The organism is Bordetella sp., from assembly GCF_057362025.1.
In genome coordinates, this window is sequence record NZ_JBMQQZ010000059.1 from 34,696 (window position 1) to 54,745 (window position 20,050).

Annotated in this window: 12 protein-coding genes; 10 read left to right on the top strand and 2 right to left on the bottom strand. The window is 68.0% G+C overall.

Annotated features, from left to right (window positions below; genetic code table 11):
* Positions 1-25: 25 nt before the first annotated feature.
* The 7 genes from ACO1P8_RS11325 to ACO1P8_RS11355 all read left to right on the top strand — a co-directional run bounded on the left by ACO1P8_RS11325 (position 26) and on the right by ACO1P8_RS11355 (position 10,434).
* Positions 26-2,548 carry a branched-chain amino acid ABC transporter ATP-binding protein/permease gene (locus tag ACO1P8_RS11325; RefSeq protein ID WP_486295985.1) on the top strand — a complete coding sequence of 841 codons (2,523 nt, stop codon included), beginning with the start codon at positions 26-28 and terminating at the stop codon, positions 2,546-2,548.
* The gene (locus ACO1P8_RS11330) at positions 2,545-3,255 is read left to right on the top strand and encodes an SDR family oxidoreductase (RefSeq protein ID WP_486295986.1); all 711 of its coding nucleotides are present in this window, start codon (positions 2,545-2,547) and stop codon (positions 3,253-3,255) included. Before ACO1P8_RS11325 ends, ACO1P8_RS11330 begins: the two co-directional genes overlap by 4 nt.
* 32 nt (positions 3,256-3,287) lie before the next feature.
* A complete protein-coding gene (locus ACO1P8_RS11335) occupies positions 3,288-4,286 on the top strand; it encodes an isopenicillin N synthase family dioxygenase (RefSeq protein ID WP_486295987.1) in 999 nt (332 codons plus the stop codon).
* 132 nt (positions 4,287-4,418) lie between these two features.
* Entirely contained in the window at positions 4,419-5,429 is a 1,011-nt protein-coding gene (locus ACO1P8_RS11340; RefSeq protein ID WP_486295988.1) for a Bug family tripartite tricarboxylate transporter substrate binding protein, read from the top strand.
* A 21-nt stretch (positions 5,430-5,450) separates the two neighbouring features.
* Positions 5,451-7,058 carry a gamma-glutamyltransferase family protein gene (locus ACO1P8_RS11345; RefSeq protein WP_486295989.1) on the top strand — a complete coding sequence of 536 codons (1,608 nt, stop codon included), beginning with the start codon at positions 5,451-5,453 and terminating at the stop codon, positions 7,056-7,058.
* Between the two features lie 287 nt (positions 7,059-7,345).
* On the top strand, positions 7,346-8,317 hold the full coding sequence (locus tag ACO1P8_RS11350) for a TAXI family TRAP transporter solute-binding subunit (protein WP_486295990.1): 972 nt from the start codon (positions 7,346-7,348) through the stop codon (positions 8,315-8,317).
* A gap of 68 nt (positions 8,318-8,385) precedes the next feature.
* Positions 8,386-10,434: a TRAP transporter permease gene (locus ACO1P8_RS11355; RefSeq protein ID WP_486295991.1), complete on the top strand. Its 2,049-nt coding sequence runs from the start codon at positions 8,386-8,388 to the stop codon at positions 10,432-10,434.
* Here ACO1P8_RS11355 and ACO1P8_RS11360 read toward each other — a convergent pair.
* A complete protein-coding gene (locus ACO1P8_RS11360) occupies positions 10,317-11,210 on the bottom strand; it encodes a helix-turn-helix transcriptional regulator (RefSeq protein WP_486295992.1) in 894 nt (297 codons plus the stop codon). The genes ACO1P8_RS11355 and ACO1P8_RS11360 overlap by 118 nt on opposite strands.
* 145 nt (positions 11,211-11,355) lie before the next feature.
* Here ACO1P8_RS11360 and ACO1P8_RS11365 point away from each other — a divergent pair, with 145 nt between their 5' ends.
* Positions 11,356-12,870, top strand: coding sequence for an MFS transporter (locus ACO1P8_RS11365; RefSeq protein ID WP_486295993.1), 1,515 nt, complete (start codon positions 11,356-11,358; stop codon positions 12,868-12,870).
* Positions 12,871-12,901: 31 nt separating this feature from the next.
* Here ACO1P8_RS11365 and ACO1P8_RS11370 read toward each other — a convergent pair whose 3' ends face one another.
* On the bottom strand, positions 12,902-14,104 hold the full coding sequence (locus ACO1P8_RS11370) for a cytochrome P450 (protein ID WP_486295994.1): 1,203 nt from the start codon (positions 14,102-14,104) through the stop codon (positions 12,902-12,904).
* Positions 14,105-14,607: 503 nt separating this feature from the next.
* Between ACO1P8_RS11370 and ACO1P8_RS11375 the strand changes: the two genes are divergently transcribed.
* Together ACO1P8_RS11375 and ACO1P8_RS11380 are read left to right on the top strand one after the other, a co-directional pair.
* Positions 14,608-16,839 (top strand): NADP-dependent isocitrate dehydrogenase, encoded by a 2,232-nt coding sequence (locus ACO1P8_RS11375; RefSeq protein WP_486295995.1) that lies wholly within the window; start codon positions 14,608-14,610, stop codon positions 16,837-16,839.
* A gap of 194 nt (positions 16,840-17,033) precedes the next feature.
* On the top strand, positions 17,034-20,003 hold the full coding sequence (locus tag ACO1P8_RS11380) for an autotransporter outer membrane beta-barrel domain-containing protein (protein ID WP_486295996.1): 2,970 nt from the start codon (positions 17,034-17,036) through the stop codon (positions 20,001-20,003).
* Positions 20,004-20,050: the final 47 nt, after the last annotated feature.

A 20,050-nucleotide genomic window follows, 5' to 3' on the forward strand; every position in this document is an offset into this window, starting at 1 on the left:
CGCGCCGCGCCGGGAGCCTCGCCCCATGAAGCGCGCGGGTATCCCCATCGCCGTACTGGCCGCGGTACTGTGCATGGTGCTGGCCGCGACGCTGAACAGCTACTACGTGTTCGTGCTGGCCAACGTGGCGCTGGTCGCGATCGTGGGCATCGGCCTGAACGTGCTGCTGGGGCTGACCGGCCAGGTTTCCTTCGGCCACGTCGGTTTCTACGCGCTGGGCGCCTACACCGTCGCCGTCCTGACGACGCAGGCCGGCTGGAGCTTCTGGCCCGCCTGGGGCGTGGGCGCGCTGCTGTCGGCGGCCGCGGGGGCGCTGCTGGCGCTGCCCGCGCTGCGCGTCAAGGGCCCCTACCTGGCGATGATCACCATCGCCTTCAGTTTCATCGTGCAGCACGCCATCGTCGAAATGCCCGCGCTGACCGGCGGCCAGAACGGCATCATGGGCATCCCGCCGCTGGCGCTGGCCGGCTTCGCGCCGGAACAGGCCGTGGCGATGGTGGCCATCGCCACGGTGCTGGCGCTGCTGGGCGCTTATGCCCTGCTGGCGCACGGCATTTGGGGCGCCGCCATGCGTGCCACCATGGATAGCGAGACCGCCACCGAATCCATCGGCCTGAACCCGCTGGTCATCAAGACCGCGGCCTTCGCCGTCTCCGCCGCGCTGGCGGGACTGGCGGGCGGATTATTCGCGCCGCTGTCCGGCTTCGTCACGCCGGACACTTTCAGCTTCATGCAGTCCATCCTGTTCGTACTGGTCGTCGTCATCGGCGGGGCCGGTACGGTGAGCGGTCCGATCGCCGGCGCCATCGTGGTCGGCGTGCTGCCCGAACTGCTGGCGTCGCTGGAGTCGTACCGCCTGCTGTTCTTCGGCGCCTTGCTGCTGGTGGTGCTGTGGCTGGCGCCGGAAGGCATCGCCGGCCTGGCGCATCGCTGGCTGGGCGCGCGCGGCCGGGCTGGCCGGCACCCCGCCCGGGACACCGACACGGCGCTGCCCGCCCTGCCCGCACGCGACCGCCACGCCCTGCGCGTGCGGGCGCTGGGCATGGCCTTCGGCGGCGTGCGCGCCGTCAGCGAACTGGACCTGGACGTGGCGCCGGCGCGCGTCACATCGCTGATCGGCCCCAACGGCGCGGGCAAGACCACGGCGCTGAATATGTTCAGCGGCTTCTACGTCCCCACGAGCGGCCGCATCGCCCTGGCCGAACGCGAACTGCAAGGCCTGCCCGCCTACCGTATCGCGCGTTACGGTATCGCCCGCACCTACCAGACCTCGCAGTTGTTCGGCAGCCTCAGCGTCCTGGACAACGTCACGCTGGCGATGGCGCGGGGCCGCCTGGGCGGCCTGCTCTCGGGCGGCGCCCGCGCGGCGGCGGCCCAGCGCGGGCAAGCGCGCAGCCTCTTGGCCTTTTGCGGCTATCTGGGCGACCCCGACGCGCCGGCCGCGAGCCTGGCCCACGTGGACCGCCGCCTGGTGGAGATCACCCGCGCGCTGGCTACCGATCCCGACGTGCTGCTGCTGGACGAACCGGCCGCCGGCCTGAGCCGCGAGGACAAGGAAGGCCTGGCGACGCTGCTGCGGCGCATTGCCGATGCGGGGCCCGGCGTGGTCGTGGTCGAACACGATATGGCCCTGGTCATGGGCATCTCCGACCACATCGTGGTACTGGATGCCGGCCGCCGCCTCGCCGCCGGCACGCCGGCACTGATCCAGGCCGACCCGGCCGTCCGCCAGGCCTACCTGGGCGAACAGCACGACACCCGGCCGCCCGCGGCAACGGCGGCCGGCCGCACGGCCGGGCACGAGATGCTGGGCATCGGCGAGCTGGTGGCCGGCTACGGCGCCGACCCCGTCCTGCACGGCATCGACCTGCAGGTGCGCGAGGGCGAAATGGTGGCGCTGCTGGGGGCCAACGGCGCGGGCAAGTCCACGCTGATGCGCACGCTCGCCGGCCTGCATCCCGCCACGGATGGCGGCCTGCATTTCGAAGGACGCCCGCTGAACGGACTGGACGCCGAGGCCATCGTCAAGCTGGGCATCGTCCTCGTCCCCGAGGGCCGGCAGGTCTTTCCCGATCTTTCGGTACTGGACAACATCCGCCTGGGTGCCTTCCTGCATCCGCACGGCAGCGAGGCCCGCGTGCAAGCCATGCTGCAGCGCTTCCCGCGGCTGCGCGAGCGACTGCACCAGCGCGCGGGCCTGCTGTCCGGCGGCGAACAGCAGATGCTCGCCCTGGCGCGCGGCCTGATGGCGCAGCCGCGCCTGCTGCTGCTGGACGAACCGTCGCTCGGACTGGCTCCGCGCATCATCGCCGAACTCTTCGAATCGCTGGATGGATTGCGGCGCGAGCGCATGACGCTGCTGCTGGTCGACCAGATGGCCGGGCTGGCGCTGGCACTGGCCGACCGCGCCTACGTCATGGAAGCCGGGCGCATCGTCGCGCAGGGCACGGCAAAGGATATCGCCGGCAACGAGATGCTGGCCCGCGCGTATCTGGGGGCCGCGCCCGCCAGCCCGCATGGCATGGCCACGCAAGGAAAGAAACCATGAACGATCTCCAAGGCCAGCGCATCGCCGTCCTGGGCGGCAGCAGCGGTATCGGACTGGCCACCGCCGCCCTGGCCAGCCGCGGCGCGCATGTTCTGATCGCGGGACGCTCGCGCGACAAGCTGGCGGCGGCGCGCACGGCGCACCCCGCCATCGCGGCCAGCGCCTGCCTGGACATGACCGACGACGCGGCCGTGCGTGATTTCTTCGCCGCCCATGACGCCTGGGACCACGTCGTCGTATCCGGATCGCAGACGCGCACCGGCCCGGTCCGCACCCTGGACCTGGACGACGCCTACGACGCCATGCGCAGCAAGTTCTGGGGCGCCTACCACGTCGCGCGCGCCTGCCTCATCCGTCCGGGCGGATCGCTGACCCTGGTTTCCGGCGTCTTCAGCGTGCGGCCCGACCGCAACGCGGTCCTGCAGGGCGCCATCAATGCCGCCCTGGAAGGACTGGCGCGGGGCCTGGCGCTGGAACTGCGCCCGATCCGCGTCAACGCGATATCGCCCAGCGTCACCGACACCCCGCTTTGGAACAAGCTGGACGAGGCCGACCGGCACCGCAAGTTCCAGTCCTTTGCGGACCACGTGCCCGCCGGCCGCGTGGCCGATCCCACCGCCATCGCCCACGCCATTCTTGCCGTCGCGCTGAATCCCAGCATCAGCGGCTCCACCCTGCTGGTGGACGGCGGCGACGCCATTGCCTGAGCAGTCCTGACCAGCCCCCGGAGACCCGCGCCATGAAGCTCCTGCATGTTCCCGTCATCGATATCTCGCGCTTCGCATCCGGCGGCGACGCGGACAAGCAGGCGATCGCGCGCTCGGTCGACCAGGCCTGCCGCGACATCGGCTTCCTGATCATCTCCGGCCACGGCATCGACCCGGCGCTGATCGAGCGCATGCGCGACGTATCGCGCCGTTTCTTCGACCTGCCCCTGGCGCGCAAGATGGAGGTCGCGCGTCCCGGCATGGACGTCGCGCGCGGCTACATCGGCCTGGAAGACGAATCGGTGGGCCGATCGCGCGACGCGGCTGCCACGGCGGGCGACCTCAACGAAAGCCTGATGATCGGCCCGGTGGACATGCCCGACGCGGGCTACGCGCACGCAGCGGCCGCCGGCCGGCATTTCGCGCCCAACATCTGGCCCGAAGAGCCGGCCGACCTGCGGCCGACGTGGACGGCCTACTACCGCGCCATGGGCGACCTGGCCCGCACGCTGATGCGCATCTTCGCGCTGGCGCTGGGCCTGGACGAGCGCTACTTCGACGACAAGGTCGACCGCCACATCAGCCGCCTGCGGCTGCGCAACTACCCGGCGCAGGACACACCGCCCCTGCCCGGGCAGATCCGCGCCGGCGCGCATTCCGACTACGGCAGCCTGACCATCCTCGCCACCGAGGACCGCCCCGGCGGCCTGCAGGTGTTCAATGCCGACGGCCAATGGGTGGACGTCCCCATCGTGCCCGACTGCTTCATCATCAATATCGGCGACCTGATGGCGCGCTGGACCAACGACCGCTGGGTGTCCACCCTGCACCGCGTGGTCAACCCGCCCCTGGACGCGCGCGCGGAAAGCCGGCGCCAGTCCATCGTGTTTTTCCACAACCCCAACTACGACGCGCGCATCGAATGCCTGCCGACCTGCCGGCAAGCCGGCGCGCCGGACAAATATCCGCCCACCACCTCCGGCGAACACCTGCGCGCCATGTTCGTCGCCACGCAGAACGCCACCATGTAGCCGCGCGGCGCCGAAATTGGCATGGGTATTGCTTTACCCGGTATGGCTTGCACGGGGCGCCCCCGCGCCCACGGCAAGCCGCGCCCGGCGGTGCACGCCGCCCGGCGCGTTCCCCAACTTGGAAGATCTCGCATGCACAACCACTACGCTTTCGCCACGCCCCGCCGCCTCGCCACCCGCCTGCTGGGCATGCTGGCGCTGACGCTCGGACTCGCCGTCTCCCCCATCGGCGCGGCGCGTGCCGCCTATCCCGACCATGCCATCCAGGTCATCATCTCCTTCCCGCCCGCCGGCGCCACGGACGTGCTGGCGCGCGCCATCGGGCAGAAGCTGTCCGCTGAACTCAAGCAATCGGTCATCGTCGAAAATCGCCCCGGCGCCGGCGGCGCCATCGGCCTGCAGGCCGCGGCCAAGGCGCCAGCCGACGGCTATACGGTCTATTTCGCCGCCGTCACCAACGTGGCCGTCGCGGCCGCGCTGTATCCCAACTGGCCGGCGGACCTCCGCAAGGACTTCACCCCGATCGCGGGCGTGGGCATCGTGCCGCACATCCTGGTCGTGCCCACAACCCTGCCGGTGAACAATGTCGGCGAACTGGTTTCCTACCTGAAGGCCAAGCCCGGCCAGTACAACTTCGCCTCGCAAGGCACGGGCACCCTCTCGCACCTGGAAGCGGAATTGTTCGCGCTGAAGACGGATGTCAAGGTGACGCACATCCCGTACAAGGGCAGCAGCCAGGCCTTGCCCGAACTGGCCTCCGGTTCGTCCAGCTTCATGTTCGACAGCATCCCCGGATCCATGCCGCTGATCCAGGCCAAGAAGCTCAAGGTGCTGGCGGTTGCCTCCGGTGCGCGCGTCGGCCTGTTGCCCGACGTCCCCACGATGAAGGAAGCCGGCATCGCCGGCGTGCAGGCGGATAATCTGTTCGGCTTCGTCGCGCCCAAGGGCACGCCGCAGGCAGCCATCGATACGATTTCGCAGGCGCTGCAAAAGGTGCTGGCCATGCCGGAGCTGAAAGCCGCCATGGTGGCGCAAGGGGCGGAATTGATGTACACCCCAGCACAGCCTTTCGCCGAAGCCATCGCGAAAGAACACAAGACTTGGGCCGACGTCGTCAAGCAAGCCCATATCTCCATCGAGTAAACCACCGAGACACCCAGCGCCATGTCCCCGTCCACGCCGGAATTCTGGTCCTTCCCCTACACGTCGCAGCGCATGCCGGTCCTGGCCGACAACGTGGTCAGTACGTCGCAGCCGCTGGCGGCCAGCGCCGGGCTGGGCATGCTGATGCGCGGCGGCAACGCGATGGACGCGGCGCTGGCCACGGCCATCGCGCTGACGGTGGTGGAGCCCTGCATGAACGGCATCGGCGGCGACGCCTTCGCGCTGGTCTGGGACGGCAAGGATCTGCACGGCCTGAACGCCAGCGGCCGCGCGCCGGCCGCCTGGACGCCGGATCGCTTCGCCCACCTGGACAGCATGCCTTTTCGGGGCTGGGACGCGGTGACGGTGCCGGGCACCGTATCGGCATGGCGGGCCGCCAGCGAACGCTTCGGCTCGCTGCCCTTCGAAGATCTGTTCGAGCCCGCCATCCGGCTGGCGCGCGACGGCTACCTGGTGTCGCCGACGGTGCAGCGGCAATGGCAGGCGCAGGTGCCCGGCCTGATCTCGCAACCGGGCTACGCCGAAGCCTTCGCCCCGAACGGCCGCGCCCCGCTGCCGGGCGAGCGCTTCGTCTGCCCCGGGCAGGCGCAGACCCTGGAAAAAATCGCCCGCAGCAAGGGCGACGCCTTCTACCACGGCGAGCTGGCGGCGGCCATCGCGGCCCACGCCCGCGCCACCGGCGGCAGCATCACCGAGGCGGACCTGGCGGCCCACCGCGCCGACTGGGTCGAGCCCATCCGCATGAAGTACCGCGACGTGGAGCTGGCCGAAATCGGGCCCAACGGCCAGGGCATCGGCGCCCTGATGGCGCTGGGCATGCTCGACACGCTGGACCTGGGCGCGCTGCCGGTGGATTCCGCCGCCAGCGTGCACCTGCAACTGGAAGCCATGAAGCTGGCCTTCGCGGACATGTACGCCTACGTCGGCGATCCGGCCGCGATGACGGCAGTCACCGCCGCGCATTTGCTGGACCGCGACTACCTGGCCCGCCGCGCCCGCGCCATCGATCCGCGCCGCGCCGCCTATCCCGGCCCGGGCAATCCGCACGGCGGCGGCACGGTCTACCTGACCGCCGCCGATCGCAACGGCATGATGGTGTCCTTCATCCAATCGAATTTCAAAGGCTTCGGCTCGGGCGTCGTGGTGCCCGGCACCGGCATCGCGCTGCACAACCGTGGCTGGGGCTTCAGCACGCGCGCCGGCCATCCGAACCAGGTCGGCCCGGGCAAGCGGCCCTTCCACACCATCATTCCCGGCTTCGTGATGCGCGGCGGCCAACCGCTGATGACCCTGGGCCTGATGGGCGGCTCGATGCAGGCGCAGGGCCACGCGCAGGTACTCTGCCGCCTGGCCGACTACGGCCAAAACCCCCAGGCCGCCAGTGACGCGCCGCGCTGGCGCGTCAAGGACGACAACCGCGGTGTCGCGATGGAATGGAATACGCCGGCGCAGACCCTGCAAGGCCTGAAGGACCTGGGCCACGACATCAGCCTGTCGCCGCGCTTCGATACCGAATTCGGCTGCGCGCAGATGGCTTTGCGGCTGGACGCCGGCGGCTATCTCGCGGCGTCCGACCATCGCAAGGACGGCTACGCGGTCGGCTGCTGAAGCCGCGCCCGCGCGGCGCGATGCCGCCGCGCGGGCACCCGATGCGGCGGCGCGCCCGTTCCGGGAATCGCCCATGCCCGCACAAAACCCGATTGACGCCCGCAGCACCGGCGGGTAAACCTGGGCCGTCCGGCTTCGCTCGCATCGGCCGGACCGACAAATAGCCACGCCACGCGATCGGCCGGGCCGCCCCCCACGGGGCCATCCGCCCATGACCGCCGGCGCCGGAACTACAAAAAGGCATCCCCGCGCCAACGGGGCGATCATGCCTACCCAGGAGACAGACAATGAAAACCCCGTTCGTGCGGTTTGCCTTGCTGCTGTGCCTTGTCGCCGTTGCCTCGCTGTTCCATACGACCAGCCATGCCCAGAACATCTCCATCGCCACCGGCGGGACGGGCGGGGTGTACTACCCCATAGGCGGCGGCATCGCCGCCGTACTGTCAAAGAAAGTCTCCGGCATGGAAGCGACCGCCGAAGTCACCGGCGGTTCCGTCGACAACCTGAAACTGATCGACGGCGACGCCACCTACATCGGCATGAGCATGGCGGACGCCGCGCTGGATGCCTACCGCGGCCAGGACAAATTCAAGAGCGGCAAGGTGCCCCTGCGCACGCTGATGATCATGTATCCCAACCGTATGCATGTGGTCACCGTGCAGGGCAAGGGCATCGAGACCATGGCCGACCTGAAGGGCAAGCGCGTGTCCACCGGCGCGCCCGGCAGCGCCACCGAGGTCATGGCCTTCAGGGAGCTCGAAGCGGCCGGACTGGACAAGGACAAGGACGTCAAGCGCGAACGCCTTAGCGTCGCCGAATCGGTCAACGCCATCAAGGACAACAAGATCGACGCCTTCTTCTGGGTCGGCGGGCTGCCCACCGCCGCGGTCACCGACCTGGCCAATACACCCGGCACTACGCTGAAGATGATCGACAACGCCGATCTGGTGCCCGCGATGAACAGAAAGTACGGCGAACTGTACGTCACCGACACCATTGCCAAGACCACCTATCGCGGCATGGACAAGGACAATGCACAGGCGACGGTCATGAACATCCTGGTCGCCAACGAAAAAATGCCCGACCAGGTTGCCTACAACATCGTCAAGACCATTTTCGAAAGCCGCGAGGAACTGATCGCCGTCCACAAGGACACGGCCGACTTCAAGCTGGAGAACCAGAAGTCCGCCGCCACGCCTGTGCCTTTCCATCCGGGCGCGGTCAAGTACTACAAGGAACGGGGCTTCAACGTCGACTGAACCGTCGGCGGCGGCTGGCCGCGCGCCGGCCGCCATCCTTCCGTCCACCCCTTCCAGGGAGCCGTCGCATGAGCGATGCCGCACGATCGGAAGCGCCCGCCGCCGTCGATGACGAAGCGCTGCGCAAGGCCGAGGAATATATCGAACAGGAAGAAGGCGCGGCCAACCGGCTGACCGGCCCGCTGGGGGCCTTCCTGGCCATCGTCGCCGTGGCGATGTCGCTGTTTCATCTGTACGCCGCCTATGCCATCGTGCCGACGCAGATTCTGCGGCCCGTGCACGTGGCCTTCGTGCTGTTTCTCTGCTTCCTGGTATTCCCGGTGTCGCCGCGCTTCCGCCATCGCGTCATGGCCTGGGACTGGGCGCTGGCGCTGCTGGCCATCGCCATCGTCGTGTACCTGATCCTGGGCGGCGACGACTTCACCGACCGCAATACGCGGCCGCAGCCCTGGGACATCTTCTTCGGCGTGGCGCTGATCCTGCTGGTCATGGAGGCCATGCGCCGCACAATAGGGTGGATCCTGCCGGTTATCTGCATCTGCTTCCTGCTGTACGCCTTCCTGGGGCCCTACCTGCCCCACCCCTGGACGCATCGTGGCTACAGCATCGCCCGGCTGGTGGGCTTCATGTACATGACGCTGGAAGGCATCTTCGGCGTGGCGGTGGACGTGTCTTCGTCGCTGATTATCCTGTTCACCATCTTCGGCGCGTTTCTGCAGCTGTCGGGGGCCGGACGCTTCTATATCGATTTCTCGTTTTCCGCCATGGGCGGCAAGCCGGCCGGCGCGGGCCGCACGGTAGTGCTGGCCTCGTTCCTGCTGGGCGGGCCGTCCGGGTCCGGCGTGGCGACCACCGTCACGCTGGGAACGGTGGCCTGGCCCATGCTGGCCAAGGTCGGCTACGCGCGCGATGCCGCCGGCGGCCTGCTGGCGGCCGGCGGGCTGGGCGCCATCATCTCGCCGCCCGTCATGGGCGCGGCCGCTTTCATCATCGCCGAGTTCCTGAAGATCTCGTACCTGGACGTGCTGCTGATGGCGGTGATCCCCACTTTGCTGTTCTACCTGGCGCTGTTCATGATGGTGGAGATCGATGTGCGCAAGTACGGCATGGGCCAGACCGTTTTCGCCAAGGTCGACACGGTATGGAACCTGACGCGCCGATACTGGTTTCACTTCCTGTCGCTGGTGTCGATCGTCGTCTTCATGCTGATGGGGTTTTCCCCGGTGCTCTCGGTGTTCTGGGCCATCGTCGTGTCCTTCCTGACCAGTTTCCTGCGCGCGGACACGGCGATGATTTCCTATGACCTATTCCGCCGTCGTGGCCCGGCGGCGCCGCTGCTGCTGCGATCGCCGCTGGTCGAAGCGCTGCGCGCCGGCTCGATCGGCATGCTGGGCGTGGGCGCTACCTGCGCCGGCGCGGGCATCATCGTCGGCGTGGTGACCCTGACGGGGCTGGGGCTGAAGTTCAGCGGCATCGTCATCGACTACGCGGCAGGCTCGCTGCTGCTGACGGCCATCTACACCGCGCTCGTGGTCTGGGTGATCGGCCTGGCCGTGCCCGTCACCGCGTCGTACATCATCTGCGCGGTCATCGCCGCGCCCGCGCTGATCAAGCTCGGCGTACCCGACTACGCCGCCCATATGTTCATCTTCTACTACGCAGTATTGTCGGAAGTCTCGCCGCCCACCGCCCTGTCGCCCTTCGCGGCGGCGGCCATCACCGGCGCCGATCCCTATCGCACCACCATGCAATGCTGGAAGTACACCATCCCGGCTTTCCTGGTGCCGTTCATATTCGTGCTGGCGCCCAGCGGGCAGGGCCTGTTGCTGATGGGATCGGCCAAGGCGCTGGCGTCGGAAAACCTCTGGGACATCGCCGGGGTCGCCTTCACTGCCGCGGCGGGGATCTTCGCGCTGGCCGCGGGATTCCAGGGCTGGCTGCTGGTGAAAGCGTCGGCCCTGCAGCGCGCGATGTTCATCGTGGCGGGCTTCGCGCTGGTCTACCCAGGGCCGGTATCCAACGGCATCGGATTCGCGCTGGTACTGCTCGCGCTGGCGATGCAATGGCGCGGCAATTCACGCAGCAATGCGGCATCCTCCGGTGTCGCCGGCGGATAAACCACCAGCCGCAGGTCGGGCGCGCCTTCCAGGCTGAAGGCCGTATGCGCCAGGCCGATTTCGCCGATGCGCGGATGGCGCAGGCGTTTGTAGCCTTCCGCCATTCCCCATAGATCCTGGCGCGGCCACCATTGCCGGAACTCGGGACTGCGGCACAGCATGTCGCCGACCAGCGCCTCGAAGGACGGATCGCGCTGCGCGCGCCCATAATCGAGCCGGAATTTGTTCAGGACCCGGCGCGCGTCGCCCTCCCAGTCCACCATCAGTTCCCGATAGGCCGGAACGGTGAACACCAGCTTCAGGACATTGCGGTCCTCGGGCGGCAACAGCCCATAGTCGCCGAACAGCGCGGCGGCGGTATCGTTCCAGGCAACCACATCCCAGCGCGGCGTGCGGATGTAGGCGGGATGCGGCAGCGCGGCCAGCACCGCGCGCACCGCGCCGGAGACATCGTCATGGCGCAGCGGCGGATGCGGCGGCGGGCGGTCCTGCGCCAGCGTATACAGGTGATTGCGCTGCACGCCATCCAGCCGGAAGCCGCGGCACAGGCGCTCCAGGAAATCCACCGATACCCGGATGTCCCGTCCCTGTTCGAACCAGGTGTACCAGGTGATGCCCACACCCGCGAGTTGCGCCACCTCTTCGCGGCGCAATCCCGGCGTGCGGCGCCGCGGGCCGGCAGGCAGGCCGACGTCCTCCGGCCGTGTGCGCTCGCGCAGGGCACGCACAAAATCGGCAAGTGGCCGGCGATGATCGACACGTTCCAGATTCACCATGCGGGCATGCCTCCGCAATATCCGTTAGCGCTACTAATAGGATAAAGACTTATCTATACCTATTATTCGCGGCTTCCTATTCTACCCGCCAGGGTCGGCATCCCGCCGGCGGGGAACGAGGGACGGAAAGATGGCGAGTACGCGGATGGAGCAAGGGCCCCGAACGCCTGCAGGCGATCCGGCGCCGGGCGGGCAGGCCCTGACAGGGCGGCAGTGGGTCGCATTGTGCGTGATGTTGACGGGTGTCGTGATGACGGTAATGGATGTGTTTATCGTCAATGTCGCGGTGCCCAGCATCGTCCGCACGCTCGGGGCCAGTTTCGCGCAGGTGCAATGGATTCTGGCCGGCTATGCGCTGGTGTACGCCGTGGGACTGGTCACGGCCGGCCGACTCGGGGATATCCATGGCAGGCGCCGCATGTTCATGATCGGCCTGGCGTGCTTCACGGCGGCTTCCGTGCTGTGCGGACTCGCACCCGACGCGCGGGCCCTTGTGGCGGCGCGCCTGATCCAGGGCCTGGCCGCGGCGTCGCTGTTCCCGCAGGTATTGTCCCTGCTGCGCGTCGCGTATGGCGACCCGCGCCAGCGGGCCACCGCCTTCGCCGCGCTCGGCGTTTCGCTGGGCCTGGCCTGCATTGCCGGGCAGCTGCTGGGCGGCGTCCTGATATCGGCGGACCTGTGGGGGCTGGCGTGGCGGCCGATTTTTCTGCTGAATTTGCCGCTGGGCCTGGCCGCGCTGTGCGCGACCCCGTTCTTTGTCGCCGAATCGCGCTCTCCGGCGGCGCCGCGCGCCGACTTTGCCGGCATGGCGCTGAGCGGCGCCGGCCTCGGCTTGCTGCTGTATCCGCTTGTGCACGGCCGCGAATCGGGCTGGACGACCGCGGACGCATGCATGCTGGCGGCAGCCCTTCCAGTGCTGTGGGGATTCGTCATCCACCAGCGGGCCCGCACCGCGGCCGGTCGTTCGCCCCTGGTGGACATGCGATTGTTCCGCGCCCCCTCGTTCACGCTGGGACTGTGCATCGTGCTGCTGCTCTATTCCACCTTCAACGTGACCTACCTGGCGTTCGCGCTACTGGTGCAGACCGGACTGGGCGATACGCCCGTGCAGGCCGGTTTGGTATTGGCCTGCAATGCGTTCGCCTTCATGGTGGCCTCGGTGGCGGCGCGCCGCCTGGCTTTGCGCTGGCGCTACGCCCTGCTGCGCCATGGCGCGGCGATCGCCGCCATCGCCTGCATGATGGGGGCCGGCATCGCGCACTGGGACGATGCGCTATCGCCGGCGGCGCTGGTGCCGTTCCTGCTCGCCTGGGGCATCGGCCAGGGCTTGCTGATGACGCCATTGCTGGACGCCATCCTGGGCGGCGTGGCGGACAGCCATGCCGGCGCCGCCGCCGGCGTATTAAGCACCATGCAGCAGGTGGGAGGCGCATTGGGTGTCGCGCTGGTGGGCATGATGTTCGACGCGGTGCTCGACCGAAGCAAAGCCACGGGCGCCGATGCCGCCCATGCCTACGCCCATGCCTTCGCGGCGGCGGCGCTATATGCCGCGCTGGCCAACCTGGCCATCGGCGCCATGCTGCGGCGCCTGGCCGCCCTGAACCGGCTGGCGGCCGCGGAAACCGGGCCGACGATCCGCACAGGCGCCCGTCAGGCGTAACGATGTCATGCCTGACGGGCGCCCGCGAGGATCAGGCCGCGACCACCAGGGCCTCCACCCCCCTTACCGTATTGCGCTTGCGCCACTGCAACGCATCCAGGTCGACCAAGCGCAGGCCGGGCAGGCGGGCCAGCAAGGTCCCCAGGCCGATCTGCAACTCCATCGCCGCCAGCCGCGCGCCCAGGCAGTAATGGATCCCGCCCCCGAAGGCGATCAGCCGGTTGCCGCCCTCGTTGCGTTCGATCAGCAGCCGGTCCGCGTCGGCGAAGCGCCCGGGATCGCGGTTGGCGGCGCCCAGACTCATGAAGACGATGGTCCCCTTGGGTAGCGCGATACCGCCGGCTTCGGTGTCCTCCAGCGCCATGCGCGTGATGAACTGGACCGAACTGTCGTAGCGCATGCATTCGTTGATGGCCTTGGGCAGCAGCTCCGGCTGCTCGGCGAGCAGGCGCAATTGGTCCGGATGCCGGTGCAGGGCGATCAGCGCGTTGCCGATCATGTTGGCCGTGGTCTCGTGGCCGGCCACGAACAGCAGGATCACGTTCGAGACGATTTCGTCTTCCGTCAATCCCTGTCCATCCTCTTCGACCGACAGCAGCACGGAGATCAGGTCGTCCCCCGGCTGCCGGCGACGCGCCTCCACCACGCGGCGGAAATAATCCTCGACGTTGCGCATGGCCGCATTGACTTTCTCCAGGGACGGCGCGTCCAGGGGCGCGGCTTCCAGCGCCTGCACCAGCTGGCTGACGTCGCGCTCCAGCATGTCCGCATCCGCCACCGGGATGTCCAGCAGGCGGCAGATGATGCGCACCGGCAGGGGCTGGCTGTAGGCCGGCACAAGGTCGAAGGCCTGGTCACGGGGAAAAGCCTCGATCAGCCCGTCGGCAACGTCCTGGCAGATCTTGCGCAGGCCGTCCACCCGCCGCGCGTCGAAGGCTTTCATCAGCAGCGCCCGCAGGCGCGTGTGCGTCGGCGGGTTCATCATCAGGAACATGCGCGCCAGGCCCTGGAAGATCGGCTGGGCCGGGCCGTCCTCGCCGTAGCGGGCGCGGATGCTTTCCATATAACCCTTGCCCATGCGGCGATCCAGCAGGATGGCGTCGATCATGTCGTAATGACCGGTCATCAGGATATGCGGCGCGACATCGAACAGTTTGCCGCGCGCGCGCATTTTCTCGTAAAGCGGGTAGGGATCGCGATAGAACTCGGGGGTAGACAGGTCCTGCAGATTCATGACAACTCCAACATCGAATCACGGCGCGCCGCGGCTTGCGGCCTTGCGTCGACCACAAGGGCCTGTTAACGCTAGAAGGAGCCTCGCATGAGTACGCAAACCGGTGGATGGCAAGGCACGAAGCGCAGGCGTGGGGGTGCCACGGCGAGCATTCGTAACGCGGCCAGGCGCCGGTTTGCGTACTCACCCTTCGGCCAGTGCGAGGCTCCTTCTAGCGTTAACAGGCCCTAGGAATAACACGCCGGCGGTGACATTTATTCCATTCCCAGCCTCACGCGCAGCTGAACGGCGGGCGCCGCGCGGCCGGGGCCGGGCGGCGCGGGGTCCCGGGGGCGCCGGTGCTAAACTCTGTAACGACCCCCGCCCGTACGCGACCACGGCGCATTCGCCGCAGCCCCCGGCGCGCCGCAGGCCCTCCCGCGCGCGATCGCCGGAGACGTCGCAGGGACCGGACACATCCAGACTTTCCGCTATTCCACCGTTTGAGTGAGGTTCACGAGCAAATGTCTACCACGTCGAAGATCATCTACACGCTGACCGACGAAGCCCCGGCCCTGGCCACGTATTCGCTGCTGCCCATCGTCCAGGCCTACACCCGCTCGTCGGGCGTCGCCGTCGAAACCCGCGATATCTCGCTGTCCGGCCGCATCATCGCCACCTTCCCCGACTTCCTGACCGACGCCCAGAAGATCTCCGACGACCTGGCGGAACTGGGCCGGCTGGCGACCACGCCGGAAGCCAACATCATCAAGCTGCCCAACATCAGCGCGTCCATCCCGCAGCTGAAGGCCGCCATCAAGGAACTGCAGCAGCAAGGCTACAAGCTGCCGGACTATCCGGACGAGCCCGCCAGCGACAAGGAAAAGGACATCAAGGCGCGCTACGACAAGATCAAGGGCAGCGCCGTCAACCCGGTGCTGCGCGAAGGCAATTCCGATCGCCGCGCGCCGCTGTCGGTGAAGAACTACGCGCGCAAGCATCCGCACAAGATGGGTGCCTGGTCCGCCGACTCGAAGACCCACGTCGCCCACATGGACGGCGGCGACTTCTACGGCAGCGAGAAATCCGCGCTGATCGCCAACCCGGGCACCGTCCGCATCGAACTGGCCGCCGCCGACGGCAGCACCAAGGTCCTGAAGGAAAAGACCAACGTCAAGGCCGGTGAAATCATCGACGCCGCCGTGCTGAGCAAGGACAAGCTGCGCAGCTTCCTGCAGGCGCAGATCGACGATGCGCGCCAGAAGGACGTACTGTTCTCGGTGCACCTGAAGGCGACGATGATGAAGGTCTCCGACCCGATCATCTTCGGCCATGTCGTCTCCGTCTTCTACAAGGACGTCCTGGCCAAGCACGCCGACACGCTCAAGCAGATCGGCTTCGATCCCAACAACGGCATCGGCGACCTGTACGCCAAGATCGCCACGCTGCCGGCCGACAAGCGCGCCGCCATCGAAGCCGACCTGCAGGCGGAATACGCCCAGCGTCCGCGGCTGGCCATGGTGAACTCCGACAAGGGCATCACCAACCTGCACGTTCCCAGCGACGTCATCGTCGACGCCTCCATGCCGGCCATGATCCGCGAAGGCGGCAAGATGTGGGGCCCGGACGGCAAGGCATACGACGCCAAGGCCGTGATCCCGGACCGCAGCTACGCCGACATCTACCAGGCCGTCATCGACGACTGCAAGAAGAACGGCCCCTTCGACCCGGTCACCATGGGCAGCGTGCCCAATGTCGGCCTGATGGCGCAAGCCGCCGAAGAATACGGCTCGCACGACAAGACCTTCCAGATCCCCGCCAACGGCACGGTGCGCGTCGTCGACGAAGCCGGCAAGGTGCTGCTGGAACAACCGGTGCAGTCCGGCGACATCTGGCGCATGTGCCAGACCAAGGACGCCCCGGTGCAGGATTGGGTCAAGCTGGCGGTCAACCGCGCCCGCGCCAGCGGCACCCCGGCCGTCTTCTGGCTGGACAAGGGTCGCGCCCATGACGCCCAGATCATCGCCAAGGTCGAGCGCTACCTGAAAGACCACGACACCAACGGCCTGGACATCCGCATCATGACGCCCACCGATGCGTGCAAGTTCTCGCTGGAGCGCATCCGCCAGGGCAAGGACACCATCTCGGTCACCGGCAATGTGCTGCGCGACTACCTGACCGACCTCTTCCCCATCATGGAACTGGGCACCAGCGCCAAGATGCTGTCCATCGTCCCGCTGATGGCCGGCGGCGGCCTGTTCGAAACCGGCGCGGGCGGTTCGGCGCCCAAGCACGTGCAGCAGTTCGTGGAAGAAGGCTTCCTGCGCTGGGACTCGCTGGGCGAATTCCTGGCCCTGGCCGCCTCGCTGGAACACCTGGCGGACGTCCACGGCAACGCCGGCGCCCGCGTGCTCGCCAAGACCCTGGACGAAGCCACCGGCAAATTCCTGGACACCGACAAATCGCCCGCCCGCAAGGTCGGCGGCCTGGACAACCGCGGCAGCCACTTCTATCTGGCGCTGTACTGGGCCCAGGCACTGGCCGCCCAAACGGAAGACAAGGCCCTGCAGGCCAGGTTCGCCGGCATCGCCAAGACCCTGACGGACAACGAAGCCAGGATCGTGCAGGAACTCGGCGCGTCGCAAGGCAAGCCGCAGGACATCGGCGGCTACTACCGTCCGAACGCCGATAAGACCAGCAAGGCCATGCGGCCCAGCGCGACGTTCAACGACGCGTTGAAGCAGCTGGACGCCTGATCGCCCGATCGGTTCCCGCGCGGAATAGCCGGCCCTGGGTGGTACCAGGGCCGGTTTTTTTATTTGCCGTCTGCCGGATACCCTTCACGCGGATTCAATAAACAGTCAGCCTTTAACAGCAAAGTCATAATCGTCACGTAGCGTGACAGCCCTTTGACCGTACCCGCAAAGAGGGGCTGTAAAGCATGCCGACGATGAAGAACCCCATGGCGCCCGCCGCCCTGGCCGCCGCCCTGGCATCCGTGATGACCTCGCTGGCCGCGCAAGCCGCCGGTCCTATCGTGATAGGAAGCGGCGTCACCGACACCACCCGCCGCACGATATCCGGTAGCGACAGCGTCACCATCGAAAGCGGCGGAACGCTCGACACGTCGGGCACGTCCCTGACCATGAACTCGTCCGTGCCGGCCCCCGGCATTTCCATCACGAACTCCGGCACGCTGAAGTCCGGCAACCGCGGTATCGATACCAGCGGCAGCACCGCCGGTTCGCCGTTCAACTTTACGTTGACCAACAATGCCGGCGCGATCATCTCCACCAGCGACGACAGCGTCCGCATCAACAACGATGTCCCGGCCGGCCGCATCGTGATCGAGAACGCCGGCACCATCACCTCGCAAAGCGGACAGGCCATCGACTTCGACAAGATAGTCACCGCCGGCAATGTCGTCATCAACAACCGCGCCGGCGGCCTGATCCAGGCCATGGATGCCGACGCCGTCCGGCCAGGGGAAGGGGGCCAGGTCAACAACTGGGGCGCTATCGTCTCGTCGGCCCCGGCCAACACATCGGGCGACCCCGAGGACGATCCCTCCAACGACGGCGTCGACATGCAGGGCCACGCGGCCGCCGTCCACAACTATGCAGGCGGCCTGATCTCCGGTGCCCGCCACGGCATTACCAGCGACGTCAACGTCGACGTCGTCAACGAAGCCGGCGGCGTCATCGTCGGCCGCAACGGCTCCGGCGTCGGCTCCGACGGCGACGGTACCGTGGTGAACCACGGCATCATTACCGGTGCCATCGACGCCACGTCGGTGAACGGCGACGGCGACGGCGTCGACATCGACGGCAAGGCGGACATCACCAATACCGGAACCATCCAGGGCGTCGGCGCCAAAGGCGAGAAAGACGGTTCGCCCAATAACAGCGAAGGCATCGCCGCGGGCGGCGGCATCATCCGCAACCTGACGGCGCAATCCCTGATCAGCGGCCAGGCCAACGGCATCCTCATCGATGACAGCGCCGAAGGCGCCGCGCCGCATGCGACCACGCTGGTCAACGAAGGCACGATACGCGGCGTCACCGGTTTCGGCGTCAGGATCATCGGCAACCAGGCCGACACAGTGACGAACTCTGGGCTGATCGAAGGCGGCAACGGCCTGGCCCTGGACCTGGGCGGTGGCGACGATACGCTGAACATCCTGACCGGCTCGCGCATCGTCGGCCTGGTCGACGGCGGCGCCGGCAACGATACGGTCAACCTGCTGGGCAGCGGCACTTTCGCCGGCGCCGTCAACGTCGAGAACCTTACCGTCAGCGGCAGCTGGGTGCTGACGGGCCAGCAGCAGTATGCAAATGGCGTCACCATCGCGCAGGGCGGCAGCCTGGACGTGCAAGGCACGCTCGGCGGCACGCTGACGATCGCGCAAGGCGCCCTGCTGGACGGCAACGGCACGCTGGGCAGCGCCAATGTGGCCGGCACCATCGCGCCCGGGCATTCGATCGGCACGCTGACTTTCACGGGCAACTACGCACAACTGGCCGGCTCGACCTACCGGGTCGAAGTCGCCGACGGCGGTCAATCCGACCTGATCCAGGTGGCGGGCACGGCATCCCTGGCGGGCAATGTCATCGTCACCCCCATGCCCGGCACGCGGATCGCTCCGGGCCTGCGCTACACCATCCTGTCCGCGGGACAGGGCATCGGCGGCGCCTACGGTTCGGTCTCCGGCGCGACGCGGATGCTGTTCCTGCACCCCGTGCTGTCGTACGACCCCAACCACGTGTACCTGGCCTTCGACCGCAATGCCACGCGCTATGCGGATGTGGCGCAAACCCGCAACCAGCGCGCCGCGGCCCAGGGCGCCGACAGCCAGCCCGACGGCCAACCGGTGCACGACACGATCGCGTCGATGAACGACCCGGCCGCTGCGCGCGCCGCCTTCGACAGCCTGTCCGGCGAAATCCAGGCCAGCCTGAAGACCTCGCTGCTGGAAGACAGCCACTTCGCCCGCGACGCGATCAACGATCGCCTGCGCATGGCGTTCACGGACAACGCGGCCGCGCCGGCACGGCTGGCCAGCGCGAATGGCGCCGCCACGCCGGTTCCCGCGCCCGGCCGCGCGGCGATGTGGGGCCAGGCCTATGGCGCCTGGGGCGACATCGACGGCAACGGCAATGCCGCCAGGCTGGAACGCAGCATCGGCGGCTTCATGGTAGGCGCGGACTTCCCGGTGGCCGCCAACTGGCGGGCCGGCGTGGCCGCAGGCTACGACCGCACGGACCTGAACGTGGACGGGCGCTCCAGCAGCGCGGATATCGACAGCTATACCCTGGCCGCGTATGCGGGCACGCGGTGGGGCGCGCTGGGGCTGCGCTTCGGCGCCGCCAATACCTGGCATCGCATAGACACGCAGCGGGACGTGGCTTTCGCCGGTTTCGCGGGCGCCACCGACAAGACCTCTTATGACGGCAATACCGCCCAAGTGTTTGGCGAAGCCGGCTATGCCTTGAACTACGGCGCCACCACGTTCGAGCCCTTTGCCGGCCTGGCCTATGCGAATCTGCACACCCAGGGTTTCGACGAGGGCGGCGACACCGGGCTTTCCGGCCGCAGCGACAACACCGGCGTGACCTACACCACGCTCGGCTTGCGCGCCTCCACGCGCTTGGACGCGGGCGGTACCACGGCCGTCCTGCACGGCATGCTGGGCTGGCGCCATGCCTTCGGCGACACGACCCCCACGGCCACCCAGTCGCTGCCGTCGGGCTCGCCCTTCACCGTGTCAGGCGTGCCGATCGCCAAGGACGCCGCCATCCTGCAGGCCGGGCTGAATGTGCAGGTGGCCAAAAACGTGCGGATGGACCTGTCTTACCAAGGCCAGCTGGGCGACGGCGTGCGGCAGAACGGCGTCATGGCCAATGTGAAGGTGCGGTTCTGAGTACGCTTCACCGATAGCGGCCGCTACACGATACGGGAACTTTGCAT

Bases quoted from the DNA above. Each gene is read 5' to 3' on its own strand.
- ACO1P8_RS11325 (WP_486295985.1), top strand. From the start codon at position 26: ATGAAGCGCGCGGGTATCCCCATCGCCGTACTGGCCGCGGTACTGTGC.
- ACO1P8_RS11330 (WP_486295986.1), top strand. From the start codon at position 2,545: ATGAACGATCTCCAAGGCCAGCGCATCGCCGTCCTGGGCGGCAGCAGC.
- ACO1P8_RS11335 (WP_486295987.1), top strand. From the start codon at position 3,288: ATGAAGCTCCTGCATGTTCCCGTCATCGATATCTCGCGCTTCGCATCC.
- ACO1P8_RS11340 (WP_486295988.1), top strand. From the start codon at position 4,419: ATGCACAACCACTACGCTTTCGCCACGCCCCGCCGCCTCGCCACCCGC.
- ACO1P8_RS11345 (WP_486295989.1), top strand. From the start codon at position 5,451: ATGTCCCCGTCCACGCCGGAATTCTGGTCCTTCCCCTACACGTCGCAG.
- ACO1P8_RS11350 (WP_486295990.1), top strand. From the start codon at position 7,346: ATGAAAACCCCGTTCGTGCGGTTTGCCTTGCTGCTGTGCCTTGTCGCC.
- ACO1P8_RS11355 (WP_486295991.1), top strand. From the start codon at position 8,386: ATGAGCGATGCCGCACGATCGGAAGCGCCCGCCGCCGTCGATGACGAA.
- ACO1P8_RS11360 (WP_486295992.1), bottom strand. From the start codon at position 11,210: ATGGTGAATCTGGAACGTGTCGATCATCGCCGGCCACTTGCCGATTTT.
- ACO1P8_RS11365 (WP_486295993.1), top strand. From the start codon at position 11,356: ATGGAGCAAGGGCCCCGAACGCCTGCAGGCGATCCGGCGCCGGGCGGG.
- ACO1P8_RS11370 (WP_486295994.1), bottom strand. From the start codon at position 14,104: ATGAATCTGCAGGACCTGTCTACCCCCGAGTTCTATCGCGATCCCTAC.
- ACO1P8_RS11375 (WP_486295995.1), top strand. From the start codon at position 14,608: ATGTCTACCACGTCGAAGATCATCTACACGCTGACCGACGAAGCCCCG.
- ACO1P8_RS11380 (WP_486295996.1), top strand. From the start codon at position 17,034: ATGAAGAACCCCATGGCGCCCGCCGCCCTGGCCGCCGCCCTGGCATCC.